The sequence below is a fragment of the Streptomyces sp. WG7 genome, from assembly GCF_049975785.1.
Classification (GTDB): Bacteria; Actinomycetota; Actinomycetes; order Streptomycetales; family Streptomycetaceae; genus Streptomyces.
In genome coordinates, this window is the sequence record NZ_JBNGGE010000038.1 from 48,425 (window position 1) to 63,307 (window position 14,883).

General features: G+C 73.9%; 13 protein-coding genes. 9 read left to right on the top strand and 4 right to left on the bottom strand.

Annotated elements, in window-relative coordinates:
* Positions 1–137: 137 nt before the first annotated feature.
* The 4 genes from ACP4J0_RS29170 (at position 138) to ACP4J0_RS29185 (ending at position 4,807) form a co-directional block, all read left to right on the top strand.
* A complete protein-coding gene (locus ACP4J0_RS29170) occupies positions 138–578 on the top strand; it encodes a DUF6643 family protein (protein WP_426601712.1) in 441 nt (146 codons plus the stop codon).
* A 42-nt stretch (positions 579–620) separates the two neighbouring features.
* Complete coding sequence (locus ACP4J0_RS29175; protein ID WP_426601713.1) at positions 621–1,448, top strand: MOSC domain-containing protein; 828 nt, start codon at positions 621–623, stop codon at positions 1,446–1,448.
* 206 nt (positions 1,449–1,654) lie between these two features.
* A complete protein-coding gene (locus ACP4J0_RS29180; RefSeq protein ID WP_426601740.1) occupies positions 1,655–2,260 on the top strand; it encodes an Rv1733c family protein in 606 nt (201 codons plus the stop codon).
* 108 nt (positions 2,261–2,368) lie between these two features.
* A complete protein-coding gene (locus tag ACP4J0_RS29185; protein ID WP_426601714.1) occupies positions 2,369–4,807 on the top strand; it encodes a right-handed parallel beta-helix repeat-containing protein in 2,439 nt (812 codons plus the stop codon).
* 490 nt (positions 4,808–5,297) lie between these two features.
* Here the strand turns inward: ACP4J0_RS29185 and ACP4J0_RS29190 are convergent, their stop codons facing one another.
* The gene (locus tag ACP4J0_RS29190; RefSeq protein WP_426601741.1) at positions 5,298–7,553 is read right to left on the bottom strand and encodes a hypothetical protein; all 2,256 of its coding nucleotides are present in this window, start codon (positions 7,551–7,553) and stop codon (positions 5,298–5,300) included.
* A gap of 437 nt (positions 7,554–7,990) precedes the next feature.
* Here ACP4J0_RS29190 and ACP4J0_RS29195 point away from each other — a divergent pair, with 437 nt between their 5' ends.
* Complete coding sequence (locus ACP4J0_RS29195; protein WP_426601715.1) at positions 7,991–8,812, top strand: DeoR/GlpR family DNA-binding transcription regulator; 822 nt, start codon at positions 7,991–7,993, stop codon at positions 8,810–8,812.
* Between the two features lie 119 nt (positions 8,813–8,931).
* Positions 8,932–9,405 (top strand): SRPBCC family protein, encoded by a 474-nt coding sequence (locus ACP4J0_RS29200; protein ID WP_426601716.1) that lies wholly within the window; start codon positions 8,932–8,934, stop codon positions 9,403–9,405.
* Between the two features lie 28 nt (positions 9,406–9,433).
* On the opposite strand, the gene ACP4J0_RS29205 is transcribed toward ACP4J0_RS29200, so the two are convergent.
* Positions 9,434–10,558: a PLP-dependent cysteine synthase family protein gene (locus tag ACP4J0_RS29205; RefSeq protein ID WP_426601717.1), complete on the bottom strand. Its 1,125-nt coding sequence runs from the start codon at positions 10,556–10,558 to the stop codon at positions 9,434–9,436.
* Between the two features lie 343 nt (positions 10,559–10,901).
* On the opposite strand from ACP4J0_RS29205, the gene ACP4J0_RS29210 reads away from it, so the two are divergent.
* From ACP4J0_RS29210 to ACP4J0_RS29220, 3 genes are all read left to right on the top strand, one after another.
* Positions 10,902–11,225, top strand: coding sequence for a hypothetical protein (locus ACP4J0_RS29210; protein ID WP_426601718.1), 324 nt, complete (start codon positions 10,902–10,904; stop codon positions 11,223–11,225).
* A gap of 184 nt (positions 11,226–11,409) precedes the next feature.
* Complete coding sequence (locus tag ACP4J0_RS29215; protein ID WP_426601719.1) at positions 11,410–11,958, top strand: ATP-binding protein; 549 nt, start codon at positions 11,410–11,412, stop codon at positions 11,956–11,958.
* 360 nt (positions 11,959–12,318) lie between these two features.
* On the top strand, positions 12,319–12,717 hold the full coding sequence (locus tag ACP4J0_RS29220; protein WP_426556751.1) for a VOC family protein: 399 nt from the start codon (positions 12,319–12,321) through the stop codon (positions 12,715–12,717).
* A gap of 154 nt (positions 12,718–12,871) precedes the next feature.
* Here ACP4J0_RS29220 and ACP4J0_RS29225 read toward each other — a convergent pair whose 3' ends face one another.
* The gene (locus ACP4J0_RS29225; RefSeq protein ID WP_426601720.1) at positions 12,872–14,110 is read right to left on the bottom strand and encodes an ROK family protein; all 1,239 of its coding nucleotides are present in this window, start codon (positions 14,108–14,110) and stop codon (positions 12,872–12,874) included.
* Positions 14,111–14,147: 37 nt separating this feature from the next.
* Entirely contained in the window at positions 14,148–14,798 is a 651-nt protein-coding gene (locus ACP4J0_RS29230; RefSeq protein ID WP_426601721.1) for an alpha-ketoglutarate-dependent dioxygenase AlkB family protein, read from the bottom strand.
* Between the last annotated feature and the right edge of the window lie 85 nt (positions 14,799–14,883).

The window sequence follows — 14,883 nt, forward strand, 5'->3', positions numbered from 1 at the left end:
TACCCCAAGAACGCGCGGCGTGACGCCCCATTTTGCCGAGTTCGCTCGCATTGGGGATCCCTGGTCACTGCGGACACGGAAAACAACCCTCTTATCGGTCTCCCCAATCAGCACATCGTGGGCTTAACTTATGTGCCATGACCTCCCCCCGCTCCACTTATGGTGGCGGCTATTACTCCGCCTCCTTCCCGGACACTCCGATCTACGACTCACTCGTGGCCGAGCGGGGCACCCCGCAGATCGCCCCGATCCGGGTCCCCGCCGCGTACGACGCGCCGGGCAGCCACCTGCCCGCGCTCCCCTCGGCTCTGCCCGCCCTCCCGGCGGGCCCGTCCCAGCCCTCCTACGGCTACCCGCAGCAGGCGCCGCAGCCCGCCCCGCTGCAGCAGGCCCCCGCCCCGTACATCCCGCACCAGGCGACCGCGCCACGCGGGTACCCCGGCCCCCAGCAGGCGCAGCAGCCACGCCCGGCCGCGCCCGGACCCGCGGGGTACGAGGCGATGCGCCCCACGGCTCCCCGGCCCGCCCCGGCGCCGTACCAGGACCCGTACAACCAGCAGCAGTACCGCGGCTACTGAGCCGTCGTCGGGGTTGTCGGTGCCTCCTGGCACGATGACCCCATGGCGAACGCGCGACTGCAGTCGATTCACGTCCATCCGGTCAAGGCGACCCGGAGCCTGTCGCTCCTGGAGGCCGCCGTGGAGCCCTGGGGGCTGGCCGGGGACCGCCGCTGGATGCTGATCGACGACGGGGGAAAGGTCGTCACACAACGCCAGCAGCCGCGCCTCGCCCTGGCCGCCGCCGAGCTCCTGCCCGGCGGCGGCGTGGTGCTGTCCGCGCCCGGCCGGGAGCCGCTCACGGTTCCGGCCCCGCGTGGAGCGGGCACCGTCGTGGTGGAGGTCTTCCGCGACAAGGTCGAGGCGCTGCCCGCGGCGGGCGAGGCCGCGCACTCCTGGTTCAGCGCCCTGCTCGGAGCAAGCGTGCGGCTGGTGTACCTGGACGAGCCCGCCACGCGCCGGCCCGTGGACCCGCGGTACGCGCTGCCGGGCGAGACCGTCTCCTTCGCCGACGGCTTCCCGCTGCTGCTCACGACGACGGCCTCGCTCGACGCCCTGAACTCCCTGATCGCCGGGGGCGAGCACGCGGACGAGGGCCCGCTGCCCATGAACCGCTTCCGGCCGAACGTGGTCGTCGCCGGCACCGACCCGTGGGCCGAGGACGGCTGGTCCCGCGTCACCGTCGGCGAGGTCGCCTTCCGGGTCGTCAAACCGTGCGGGCGGTGCGTCGTGACGACGACCGACCAGGGCACCGCCGGGCGCGGCAGGGAGCCCCTGCACAGCCTCGGGCGGCACCGCCGCATCGACGGGAAACTGGTCTTCGGGCAGAACCTGGTCCCGGTCGGCCGCGGCACGGTCCGGGTCGGCGACCCGGTGCGGATCGTCGAGTGACGTGCCGCGTTCCCGGGGGCGCGTTCCGGACACCGGCGCATACCCGGGCACCCGGTCCGCGGCCCGCGCGTTGAGCCTTGGCGAGACGTTCATGAGGAACCCGGCCGCGAGTCCGGTCGGGACGGCGTGGCCCGCTCTCCATGACCGGCCCCCGCGCGTGAACGGCTCGAACCGGGGCCGGTACGGAGCGGGGAGGGGTGCGGATCGTGCGGGCGATCAGCGGGCTCTGGCGCTGGCGGCACAACGCCCTGTGCCGTGCGACCGACCTGGCCGAGGCCTGGGTGGCACTGGCCGGACTGCTGCTGATCCTGTCCCTGGCCCCGCTGACCGGCACGCTCGTGGGCGGCGCCGCGCAGGACGCCCTGCAGCGGTCGGTGCGCGACCAGCACGAGTCCCGGCACCGGGTCACGGCCACCGTGGTCCGTGCGCTGGAGCGTCCCCCACTGACCGTCCACCCCGAGGGCGCGTCCGCCGGGGACCTGCGCAGCCGTGTCCTGGCCGACTGGACCGCGCCGGACGGCTCGCGGCACGAGGGTCCCCTCATGGCGGGCATCGACGACCCCGACACCGGCGACCGTTTCGCGATATGGACGGACGCACACGGCCGGACGGTGGCCCGCCCGCTGGACTCCCGTACCGCGGCGACGCACGCCGTGCTCGCCGGGTTCGGCGCCGCGGTGGCGACCGCCGCCCTGGTCGAGACCGCCCGGCGGATCGTCGTGTGGCGCATGGTCCGCCGCCGGTACGCGCGCCTGGAGCAGGAATGGGGCAGGGCGGGCCCGGACTGGGGCAGGACCGGCGCGGACAGCTGACGGGCTTCCGCCTCCGGTCAACTCACCACCTGTGCGCACGCTACGGTGGACCGGCCGAACCGAATCGGCGACGACCCGCGTACGACGAGGTGGGGGCACAGCAACGCCATGGCACAGGGCACGGTCCAGGTGACGCACACCGGCACCTCGCGGTGGCGGCGCCGCACGGGTGAGTACGCATCGCTCGCCGCCGCCCTGGAGGCCGCGGCCGACGGTGACGTCCTCACCATCGCCCCCGGGACCTACCGGGAGAACCTCGTCGTCCAGCGGGCGGTGACCCTGCGCGGCCCCGAGGGCTCCCAGGGTTCCGTCCGGATCGCGCCCGTCGACGGCGTCCCGTTGACCGTGCGCGCCTCGGCGGTGGTCCAGGACCTGCACGTGGAGGGCCAGGACGCGGCGGCGCCCGCGGTGCTCGTCGAGGAGGGCACGCCGGAGCTGCTGGGGCTGCGGGTGGTCACGCGTTCCGCGTCCGGGATAGAGGTGCGCGGCAGCGCGCGGCCGACGGTGCGGCGTTGCACCGTCGACAATCCGGCCGGTGTCGGCATCGCCGTCCTCGACGGCGGGGGCGGTGTGTTCGAGGAGTGCGAGGTCGTCTCGGCCGGTCAGGCGGGCGTCGCGGTGCGCTCGGGCGCGCACCCCCGGCTGGTGCGCTGCCGGGTCCACCACGCGGCGGGTTCCGGCCTGACGGCGACGGGCGAGGGGTCCTCGCTGGAGGCCGTGGGCTGCGAGGTCTACGAGGTGCGGGGCAGCGGCGTGCAGGTCACCGGCCGGGCCACCGCCCACATGACCGACTGCGACGTGCACCGCACCACCGGCGACGGCGTCACGCTCGACACGGACGCGGTACTCACGCTCGCCGACTGCCGCATCCACGAGATCCCCGAGAACGCGGTCGACCTGCGCTCCCGTTCCGTTCTCACCCTGACCCGCACCATCGTGCGGCAGTTCGGGCGCAACGGCCTGTCGGTGTGGGATCCGGGCACGCGGGTGGACGCCAACCAGTGCGAGATCTTCGACAGCACGGGCGACTATCCGGCCGTCTGGGTCAGCGACGGCGCCACCGCGGTGCTCGACTCCTGCCGGGTGCACGACGTGCCGGACGCGCTGTTCGTCCTGGACCGCGGCTCGCGCGCGGACGTCGTCGACAGCGACCTGTCCCAGGTGCGCAACACGGCCGTGTCGGTGAGCGACGGCGCCACCGCACAGCTCGACGACTGCCGCATCCGGGACGCGGCCACGGGCGCGTGGTTCCGCGACCACGGCAGCGGCGGCACCCTGAACAACTGCACGCTGGACGGCAATCGCACCGGCGTGATCGTCACCAAGGGCGCCGACCCCACCATCGAGCGCTGCACGGTCGACTCCCCCTCGGAGGCGGGGGTCTACGTGTCGGCCGGAGGCCGCGGCAGCTTCCTGAACTGCCGCGTGACCGGCAGCGCCGGCTACGGCTTCCATGTGATAGACGGCTGCCGTACGACGCTGCGCAAGTGCCGTACGGAGCGCTGCGCACGCGGCGGGTACGAGTTCGCGGACGGCGGCCCGGATACGGCGTACGACTCCGGCCCGATCGTCGAGGACTGTGCCGGCGACGAGAGCGGCGGTCTGACGCCGCCCGCCGCGCCGGAACCGGTGGTGCAGACGGTGAGCCAGTCCCCCGGCCTGCTGGGCTCCATCCCCGGGCAGCGCAGCACCGAGCAGGAGCCCCTGATCGCGGACGGCGGGCCGCGGGAACCGACGCGTACCTCGAAGGCCGTCCTCGGCGAACTGGACGCGCTGGTCGGCCTGGACAGCGTCAAGCGCGAGGTGCGGGCGCTGACCGACATGATCGAGGTGGGCCGGCGCCGGCAGCAGGCGGGCCTGAAGGCCGCGTCGGTCAAGCGCCACCTGGTCTTCACCGGCTCCCCGGGCACCGGCAAGACGACGGTCGCCCGCCTTTACGGAGAGATCCTCGCGTCCCTCGGCGTCCTGGACAAGGGCCACCTCGTCGAGGTGTCGCGGGTGGACCTGGTCGGTGAGCACATCGGCTCCACGGCGATCCGCACCCAGGAGGCGTTCCAGCGGGCGCACGGCGGTGTGCTGTTCATCGACGAGGCGTACGCGCTGTCCCCCGAGGACGCGGGCCGGGACTTCGGCAAGGAGGCCATCGACACGCTGGTGAAGCTGATGGAGGACCAGCGGGACTCGGTCGTGGTGATCGTCGCGGGGTACACGGCGGAGATGGAGCGTTTCCTGTCCGTCAACCCCGGAGTGGCGTCCCGGTTCTCACGGACCATCACCTTCGGCGACTACGCACCCGAGGAGCTGCTGCGGATCGTGGAGCAGCAGGCCGACGAGCACGAGTACCGGCTGGCGCCGGGCGCGGCCGAGGCGCTGACGGAGTACTTCACGGCGATCCCCAAGGGCCCGGCCTTCGGCAACGGCCGCACCGCCCGCCAGACCTTCGAGGCGATGGTGGAACGGCACGCGAGCCGGGTCGCCCAGGTGGCCGACCCCAGCACGGACGACCTGACGCTGCTCTACGCCGAGGACCTGCCGGAGCTGCGGTAGCCGGCCCTGCCGCAGCGTGGGGCAGCCCTTGGCCCGTTCTCTGTTCCCCGGTGACGGAATGCGCGCCGGACCAGGCGGCTCACGCGGGTGTGCGCCCCCGGCGTCGAGATGCCCCGCCCACCCGTCGGGCCCGCCGAAGACGCCACCGCGGTCCCGCCGCCCGGTTCGACGACGTCGCCGAACGGCTCGCCGCGCCAGGCGGGCGCGGGTCGACGAGCGGGGTCGTCATCGGCGGGCGGGCCGCTCCGGTTACGCGGCCTCAGGGCGTTGACGTGGCCAGTCGTGCCGCATCCGGATCCGGCTCCTGCGTCGCGGCGGGGGGCCTGCACCCGGGCTGACCGTTCTGACCACCAGCCAGGAACCTTTGGCACTAGCCCGAGAGGCGGGTGCCCACGCGCCGCACCGGCCGCCGAGGTCGCGCGACACAGCCGCCGGTGGGCTCGGCCCGCCTACGGCCTCCGGTCGCGACGTGCGCCTCGAGCCGGGCCGCTCACCGCCGGCCGGTGTGCCGCGGTTCGGGTACCTCCGGGCGCAGCCGGGCCAGCAGACGCTGCCGTTCCTCGGCGAAGGCCGGGTCGGCCTGGTAGTCGGAGTGGCCCAGGATCGGCGCGGGCAGTGGGTGGAGTTCGGTACGGCCGTAGGTGAGCGGGTCCTTGAGGGGTGCGCGGTCCACCGCGGGGCCCGAGTCGCCGGGCAGCCGCATCGGACCGCCGATGGGGTCGGTGCGCCGGTACAGGTTGCGCCAGCAGTCGACCTCCTCGTGCAGCGAGCCGAGTGCGGCCGGGCCGAAGTGGGCCGGGAACCAGCGGCCGTACAGCCGCTCCAGCGGGGATCCGTAGGTGAGCAGGGCGACCCGTTTGCGGGCCGACGGCTCCAGCTGCCAGGCCGCCGAGGCGGCGAGGACGCTGCCCTGCGAGTGCCCGGAGATGACCAGCCGCCCGCCGGTGGCACGGGTCCAGGTCGCCATCCGCCAGGTGAGGTCGGGCACCGCGCGCTCGGCGTAGCAGGGCGGTGCGAAGGGGTGGGCGGCGCGCGGCCAGAAAGTGCCGACGTCCCACAGGATGCCGATGGTGCGCCGTGCGGAGGCGTCCTTGTAGGCACGCCTGCCCCAGGTGACGAACAGTATGAAACCGAGGCCGATGAGCCAGGAGCCCAGCGCCTGCGCCGTCTGTGCGGCACCGTGCACGACGGCGTACGTCCCGCGCGCGGCGTCGCCGGGCACCTGGTCGGTCGTCAGGGCGCCCACCAGGGCTCCGGCGCCCAGCAGCAGGGTGGCGGCGGACGTGATGGCGACGAGGAGGGGGGCCCGGTCGGTGAGGGTGGCCAGGGCGCGGGTGAGCGCGATGCGCCGGGTGCGTCCCGGGTCCCCGGCCTCGCCGGGGTGGTCGCCCTCCACGGCGTCCCGTTCGGCGCGGGCGAGTCGCCAGGTGTGCCGGGCGAGCGCGGCGCAGAGCAGCAGGACGAGGACGAGCAGGGGCGGGATGACGGACGCCTGCCAGGTCAGCAGGACGGGTGGTCCGTCGATGGACGTTCCGGTGCCGTCCAGCCAGTCCGACACGCGCTGGGCGACGCCGCCGGACATCACGCCGCCCAGCGCGCAGGCGAGCATGGCGACGGCGGGGCCGCCGAGGCCACGGATCGCGATGCGGGCGTCGGGGAGGCTGCGGTACAGCACGTGGGCGACCACGGCGAGGGCGATGACCAGCAGGCCCTGCACCGTGACGATGCCGCCGAAGGCCATGTCCCCCGGCAGCCGGCCGGCCGACGACCACTGGGGACGGGACCAGCCGCCGTACAGCAGGGCGAGGACGAACAGGACGAGGGCGGCGAGCGGCAGGCGCCGCACGAGGCGCTCGTCGAGTTCCCGGTCGAGACGGTTCTCGCTGCGGCCCCGGCGGCAGACCACCGCGGCCACGGCGACCGCCCCGGTGACCAGCGCGGCTTCCAGGATCCATCCGAGCGCGTCGAGCAGCGCCGGCCCGCCCGGCCGGCGGTCGAAGCGGGCGGCCGGCACGCCGACGGCCGTGGCGACGGTCAGCAGGGCGGCGGCGGTGTGGGCGGCACGCAGCCGGGCCACCAGACGGCGCCCGTACCAGAACCCGGGCCGGCCGAGGGCGGTGCGGGCCGGGTCCTCCTCGTGGCCGGGCTCGCGGTCCATCGGCTGCTGGGACTCGTACGCCCGCCAGGTGCGCAGCGACAGGTACCACAGCAGGGCGGTGAGCGCGGCGGGCACCAAGGCCGCCAGGGCGAGCCTGCGGCCGGGCGTGCTCCACCAGCCTCCGTCCGACATCCCCGGGGACAGGAAGCCCAGCCAGGAGTGCTGCTCGGCACACGCACGTGTCCCCGCGCACTGCCAGGCGACGAGGTCGAGCGCGACCTCGCAGGCCGCGGCGACCAGCAGCACCGTCATGGTCAGGCCCACGAGCCGCACCAGCAGCCCGTAGAGGCGGACCGTCCGGGTCCGGCCGTGTGCGGTGGGCCGCATCCAGTGGGCGAGGTTGACCACCATGAACGGCAGGAGCAGCAGCCACAGGGCGCGGGAGCCGTTGCCGGAGGTGAGGTTGCACCAGACGTAGGCCTCGGGCACCGGCCGTCCCCGGTAGTCCTCGGGCCGGGACTCGGCGTCGGCGTCCTCGGTGCGCCGGAAGACGGCCGCGACGTGGTCGCCGGTGATCCGTACGGTCCGCGGGTCGTCCAGCATCTCGGCGGGGGTCGTGCCGCCCACTCCGTGCACCAGGAGTTCCAGGGCGGTGCCTGTTCTCCCGTCGTTCCCGTCACTCCCGTCTTTCCGGTAGCTCCCGTCTCTCCGGTAGCTCGGGTCTCCCAGGTCACTCCCGTCGCACGGTCCGGGGGCGTCCTGTCCGCCCGTCCCGGTCCGTTCCTTCGCCTGTCCCACTGTCCGCACTCCCCCGTGACGCGCCGTCGGCTCTGCCCGTGCGGGCACAAGGATCTCCGCTGAGGGAACGTCGTACACCCCTCGGCACGGAATCTCCCCGAACCGTGTCACAGGTGACACCGGGACGAGCCTGGAATGACATGAGCGCGGCAGGCAGGTGGTGGCGCGGCTCATGGCCGGGCGTGCGAGGATGGGACGTCCGCGCACCGGGAGCCGGGAGGGTTCCCAGTCGGAGCGAGTGCGCCGGGCGTGTCGGGCGGTTTCGCGGCGAAAGGACCGAAGCGTACGTGAGTGAGAATCCGAACCTCCTCGCGGAGCAGCGGCGCGCCCTGATCCTCGACGAGGTACGCCGCCGGGGCGGAGTCCGGGTCAACGAGCTGACCCGGAAGCTCGGCGTGTCGGACATGACGGTCCGTCGCGATCTCGACGCGCTGGCCCGGCAGGGCGTGCTGGAGAAGGTGCACGGCGGCGCGGTTCCGGTGGTCGAGGCGAGCACGCACGAGCCCGGGTTCGAGGCCAAGTCGGGCCTGGAGCCGACCGCCAAGGAGGACATCGCGCGGGCCGCGGCGGAACTGGTCGCGCCGGGTGCGGCGATCGCCTTGTCGGGCGGTACGACCACGTACGCGCTGGCGCACCGGCTGGTGGACGTGCCGGATCTGACGGTGGTCACCAACTCGGTGCGGGTGGCCGACGTGTTCCACGTGGCGCAGCGCACTTCGGGGGCCCGGCAGGGTGCGGCCACGGTGGTGCTCACCGGCGGTGTACGCACTCCCTCGGACTCGCTGGTGGGGCCGGTCGCCGACCAGGCGATCGCGACGCTCCACTTCGACGTGCTGTTCCTCGGCGTGCACGGGATATCGGCCGAGGCCGGCCTGTCGACGCCGAACCTCGCGGAGGCCGAGACGAATCGGCGGCTGGTGCAGTCCGCACGGCGTGTCGTCGTGGTCGCCGACCACACCAAGTGGGGTGTCGTGGGCCTGAGTTCGTTCGCGACGCTGGAGCAGGTCGACACGCTGGTGACCGATGCGGGCCTGCCGGCGGACGCCCGCGCGGAGATCGCGGAACACCTGGGGCTGGTCGTGGCGGGCGAGCCGGAGACGACGGACTGACCTCGGCGGACGCCGCTGCCCGGCCCCTGGCCCCGCTGACACCCGGCGCGACCCCGGCTATCGTGGCGCCTCCCGACCGATCGTCCACGTACGCGGCCTCGTTCAAGGGGGTGGTGCCCATGGCTCACCGTCTGCGTCCGGTGGGTCTCGACTTCGTCGAGGCGGCTCCGGTCCGCCTGGTCTTCGCACGGGAGGTCTCCGCGGCTCCGGATGCGGTCTTCCGCGCGCTGGCCGAGGACGTGCCGGGGTGGACCGCCTGGTTCTCGGCGGTGACGTTCGCCCGGCCCATCGGCGAGCGGGCGGGGCGCGAGATCCGGCTGAAGGGCGGTACGCGCTTCGTGGAGACGGTGCTGACGGCCGAGCGGCCCGAGGTGTACGCCTACCGCGTGGACGTCACCAATGCGCCCGGCGCCCGGGCCATGGCCGAGGAATGGCGGCTCGCGCCGGCCGGGACCGGCACGCGCGTGCGGTGGACGTTCGCGGCGGACGGTACGGCGCCGTTCCGTTTCGTGCTGGGCCGCGCGCGTCCGGGCCTGGGGCGGGCCTTCCGGGACGCGGTCACCTCGCTGGACCGGCGGCTCACCCGCCCGTAGCGCGCGGCCCGCGCCTCTCCGCCCGAGGTCAGCCGGGCCAGGCGCCCGTGTGCAGCAGGGACTCGATCGCCGCCGCGTACGGCCCGATGTCGAGGCCCTGTTCGGCGAGCCAGGTGTCCGAGTAGTACTTGTCGAGGTACCGGTCCCCCGGGTCGCACAGCAGCGTCACCACACTGCCCCGGCGCCCCTCGGCCACCATCTCGGCGACGATCTTCAACGCGCTCCACAGTCCGGTGCCCGTGGAGCCGCCCGCCTTGCGGCCGACGGCCCCTTCCAGGGCCCGGACGGCCGCCACGCTCGCCGCGTCCGGCACCTTCATCATGCGGTCGATCGCGCCGGGCACGAAGCTCGGTTCCATACGGGGCCTGCCGATGCCCTCGATCCGGGAGCCGCAGTCGCAGGTGACGTCCGGATCGCCGGTGGTCCAGCCCTCGAAGAAGCAGGAGTTCTCCGGGTCGGCGACGCAGACGCGGGTGTCGTACTGCATGTAGTGGACGTAGCGCGCGAGGGTCGCCGAGGTGCCTCCGGTGCCGGCCGTGGCGACGATCCACGCCGGTTCGGGGAACCGCTCCAGCCGCAGCTGCCGGAAGATCGACTCGGCGATGTTGTTGTTGCCCCGCCAGTCCGTGGCCCGTTCCGCGTAGGTGAACTGGTCCATGTAGTGGCCGCCGGTCTCGACCGCGAGGCGGGCGGACTCCTCGTACATCCGGCGGGAATCGTCCACGAAGTGGCACCGCCCGCCGTGGAACTCGATCAGGCGGATCTTCTCGGCGCTGGTCGTGCGCGGCATGACGGCGATGAAGGGCACGCCGATCAGCTTCGCGAAGTACGCCTCGGAGACGGCCGTCGAGCCGCTGGACGCCTCGATCACCGGACGGTCCGGCCGGATCCAGCCGTTGCACAGACCGTAGAGGAAGAGCGAGCGGGCGAGCCGGTGCTTCAGGCTGCCCGTGGGGTGGGTCGACTCGTCCTTCAGGTACAGGTCGATGCCCCACCGCTCGGGCAGTGGAAAGAGGAGCAGGTGGGTGTCGGCCGAGCGGTTGGCGTCGGCCTGCACCTTGCGGACGGCCTCTTTCAGCCATGTGCGGTACGCGGTGTCACTGTGGTCGACGTCGAGGGTGGCGCCGGTGCGGGTCTGCTGGGGGGTGCTCACGACGGGGCTCCTTACGCTGCGCGCCGGCTGCGTGTCGCGCGGTCGGCGCCTCGATCATAAGCACCTTCCACACGCCTCTCACCTGCATAAACACACCTTTGGGCGCCCCAAAGGCACCCGTGGGGGCCGGCCCTCGGCCCGGTGGGGGCGCATTCGGGCGAGTGCTCCGGTCGCCTCCGGAAAGGGGCGGCGCGTACTGGTGCTCGGCGCGCGGTGCGGGCAGACTGCCAGCGGGCGGGACCGGGTTCCCGCCGCGGGCGCACACTGGAGCACGACACGAGCCGGTACCGGGAGCACCGAGGTGTACGGTCCCGGCAACCGACGGGCGCGAGGGGGCGACGGCATGGCGGAGCCGGAGTTCAGGGCCACAGGGGTGCGGATCGGCAAGCGGCTGCGCTCACTCACCCGGGCTGGAACGGTCCGGATCAGGGGTGGCAGGCTGGAGTTGCTCACCAGCTACGGCAGCGAGATCGACAGCGCTCCGGTGCAGGCGGTGCGCGCCTCCCGTCCCTGGTTCGCCCCTCAGGACCGCGCCCTCGCCGACCTCAACGGCAAGCGGTACCTGCTGACCCTCGGTGAGCGGGACCCCGCGCCGGGCGAGCCGGGTCCGCCCGCGGCTCGCCGTTTCATCGAAGCGGTGCGCAGGGCGGCCGGACACCGCGTATGAAATGTCCGTAAGTTGCGGTGCCCCACCCCTTGCGTCACGCTGGTCTCACGTCACTCTGGGTTTACCGGCGATAACGCTGCGAACCAGCCCGCCGGCCATGACAGCAGGCGGCGATGCGCCGCGTGCGCCCTGCTGGATCCGAACTCCGTGTTCTTCCGGACCTCTATGTCGGGGAGTCGCAGCCGTGATCAGTCACCCAAGCAGACACTGCACGGTGGAGCTCCAAGCCCTGCCGTCGCGGATCGGCCAGGTCCGCAGAATCGTATCTGCGCAATTGCGCTACTGGCATATGGATTCCCTGATCGACCGGGCCGCGCTCGGCGTGACGGAGTTGTTGACCAACGTCCACCTGCATGCCCGGCCCGACAAGACGTGCACCGTGGAGATAGAGCTGATCCTGGACCGGCTCACCGTCTCCGTGCGCGACCACGATCCGCGTCTGCCCGTGGTGGACGACGCCGAACCGCTCGCGACCTGCGGGCGTGGGCTCTCCATGGTGGCCGCGATGAGCGAGAGCTGGGGCGCCCGGCCCGACGGCGAGTCCGGCAAGGTCGTCTGGTTCACGCTCCCGACGGCCGTCACCGCCCCGCCGCCCGCCGCGTCCCCCGTCGCCACGCGCCCGCCGCGGCGCCTGGTCGAGGAGGTGCCGGCCGCCGCGTTCGCGGAAGTCGAGCACGCGGCCGACCTCGGCAGACCGCAACCTGCTCCCGCCCGGTCGGCCGTTGCCGGCTGACCGGGCGGTGACCCCTCGCTGCCGAGGGCCGTGCGCCCGGTGTCCGGCCGCCGCCGCACCGTGGGCCGGTCCGGTGGCGCCGGGTACCGCCCACAACCGCCGGGAGCAGGAAGGGCGCTGACGGTACGCCGCTCCCCCGGCCGGGCGAGGGCCGGGAGCGAAGCGGGGGCGCGGTCCACCGGTCGAGTGCACCGCACGAGCGCACCGTACGGCCGACGGCAGCAGGCGTATCTCGGGGGAGTACGCCGGCCGCCCGCCCGTGCTGCCCGCACTGCGACGGCTGCAACTACCGGCGTGCGCACCGTCCGTTTTCGTGACGGTCACCGGGTCACGGGTTCGTCCGGTATGTAGGCTCGGCCCATGCTGAGACTCGGTTTCCCCGTCATCGGCGTCGCGGACGTGCCCCGCGCGGTGGCGTTCTGGACGGCTGCTCTGAACCTGGTCGCCTCCGAGGAGCGGAAGAGCGAGACGTGGCGAACGCTCGACCACCCCGACGGCTCGGGGCGGGCCCTCGGCCTGCTGCGCAGCGAATCACCGGCCGAGCCGCACCCCCGGCTCCACCTGGACCTGTTCACGGACACGGCGGAGGAACAGCGGGCCGAGGTACGGCGGCTGATCGGTCTCGGTGCGCGGGCCGTCGACTGGGACCTCTACCCGCCCGACCCGGACTTCGTCGTCCTCGCCGACCCGGACGGCAACATCTTCTGCGTCGTCGACCTCAGCCACGCTCCGAGCGGCGGCGACCGGCCGGCGCCCTGACCGGCCCGGAACCGAAGGTCAGGGGGTGGAGGAGGGAGACAGGGCGGAGCCCTGGCAACCGACGACAACGCCGCTGGGGGCACCGCCCACGGCCTTCAGGCAGTGGAGGCGCGTGCCAGAACCCCGCGCCCCCGGCAAGCTCCGAAGACACCCCCTAAACCAGCGCTCCCAGCGGATCGTCCAGGACCGGCTGCCAGGCCAGTTCGGCCGCGCCGACCAGGCTGTTGTGGTCCAGGCCGCACGGCAGGATGGGTACGCCGCCGCTCTGGCCCCACAGGCTGCGGTCGGCGACGACCGCGCGCAGGCGCTCGGGGTCGGCGTCGAGGAGTGCGCGGTGGAGTCCCCCGAGGACGATGCGGTCGGGGTTGAGGATGTTGACGAGGCCGGCGAGTCCCAGACCGAGGCGGTCGATGAGGGTCTCGGTGGCCGTGCGGACGGCCGGGTCTGCGTAGTGGCAGCGGATCAGGTCGTTGGACTGCTGGAGCAGTGACACCTCGGGGCCGGGCTCGCGGCCTGCCGCCGTGAGGAAGGCCAGCGGGTCGGTCTCCACGTCCAGGCAGCCGTGGCCGCCGCAGTAGCAGGGTCGGCCCTCGGGGTTGACGGTGAGGTGGCCGACCTCCAGGGCGAGTCCCGAACTGCCCATGTGCAGGCGGCCGTCGAGGACCAGCGCGCCGCCGACGCCGCGGTGGCCGGTGGCCACGCACAGCAGGTCGCGGGCGCCGCGTCCGGCGCCGTGCCGGTGCTCGGCGAGCGCGGCGAGGTTGACGTCGTTCGCGGCGAACGCGGGGCCGTCGATACCGGCGGCGCGCACCTGCTCGGCGAAGATCCGCCGCACGGGCGCGCCCGCCGGCCAGGCCAGGTGGAGCGGGTTCAGGGCCAGCCCCTCCGGTTCGGCGACGGCGGACGGTACGGCGAGTCCCGCGCCGACGCAGCGGCGCCCGGTCTCCCTCAGGAGTTCCGCGCCCGCCTCCACGACGGAGCCGAGGACCTTCGCCGGATCGGCGTCGACGACCTCGCAGCCGGGCGCGGTGGCGACGATCCGGCCGCCGAGCCCGACCAGGGCGGCGCGGAATCCGTCGGCGTGGATCTGGGCGGCGAGGGCGACGGGCCCGTCCTCGGCGACCGCGAGGCGGTGCGAGGGGCGGCCCTGCGAGCCGGCCGCCGCGGCGGGACGGGCGTCGACCCGGATCAGGCCGAGCGCCTCCAGTTCGGCGGCGACCGCGCCGGCCGTGGCCCGGGTCACGCCGAGTTCGGCGGTGAGCACGGCCCGGGTGGGGGCGCGTCCGGTGTGCACGAGCTCCAACGCGGGTCCGAGCGCGCCGCGCCCCCGGTCCAGCCGCGTCCTCGAGGTGGTCCCTTCCCCCGACGCCCGGGGGTCCGCCTTGCCGCTCATGAGGGGGAGTCTCCCATGATCCGCGGGTACGGGGTGCCTAGAGGCCGCTGACCCGGAGCGTGATGTTCAGCCGCCCGGTGAGCCCCAACTCGGGCGGTGCGGTGCCCGCGTGCACCCGGGGCACCCCGTGGTACGCGAGCCGGGACGGCCCGCCGAAGACGAACAGGTCGCCGCTGCGCAGCTCGACGTCGGTGTAGGGGCGGGTCCGCGTCCCCGGGTTCCCGAAGCGGAAGACGCAGGTGTCGCCGAGGCTCAGGGACACCACGGGCGCGTCGGACCTCTCGTCGGCGTCGCGGTGCATGCCCATGCGGGCGTAGGAGCCGTAGAAGTTGATCAGCGCGATGTCGTACGGCGCGTCCGCCACCGCGTCGGCCCCCAGCGCGTCGCTCACCGCCCGGCGGCCGAGGTCGCCGAGCCAGTCCGGGAAGGCCTTCACGGGGGTGCCGTCGCCGTCGACGACGGTGCGGGCGTATGCGTACGGGTACCAGTGCCAGCCGAGGCAGACCTGCCGGGCGGTCATCGTGCCGCCGCCGGGGGTGCGCACCGTGCGCAGTCCCGCCGGCGGGCGGGCCCACTCGCGGCAGGCGTGCAGCAGCTCGCGCTGCCGCTGCGGGTCCAGCCAGTCCGGTACGTGGACGGCGCCGGGCGCGGTCTCGGTACGAGTCCTGGGGAACAGCTCGGCGTCCATGTGTCCCATCCTGCCCGCGTCGCCCTTCCCTCGCGCCCCCCTCCCTCGCCCCCTCGCGCCTGCCCGCCCCCCGCACCGCCGTCCG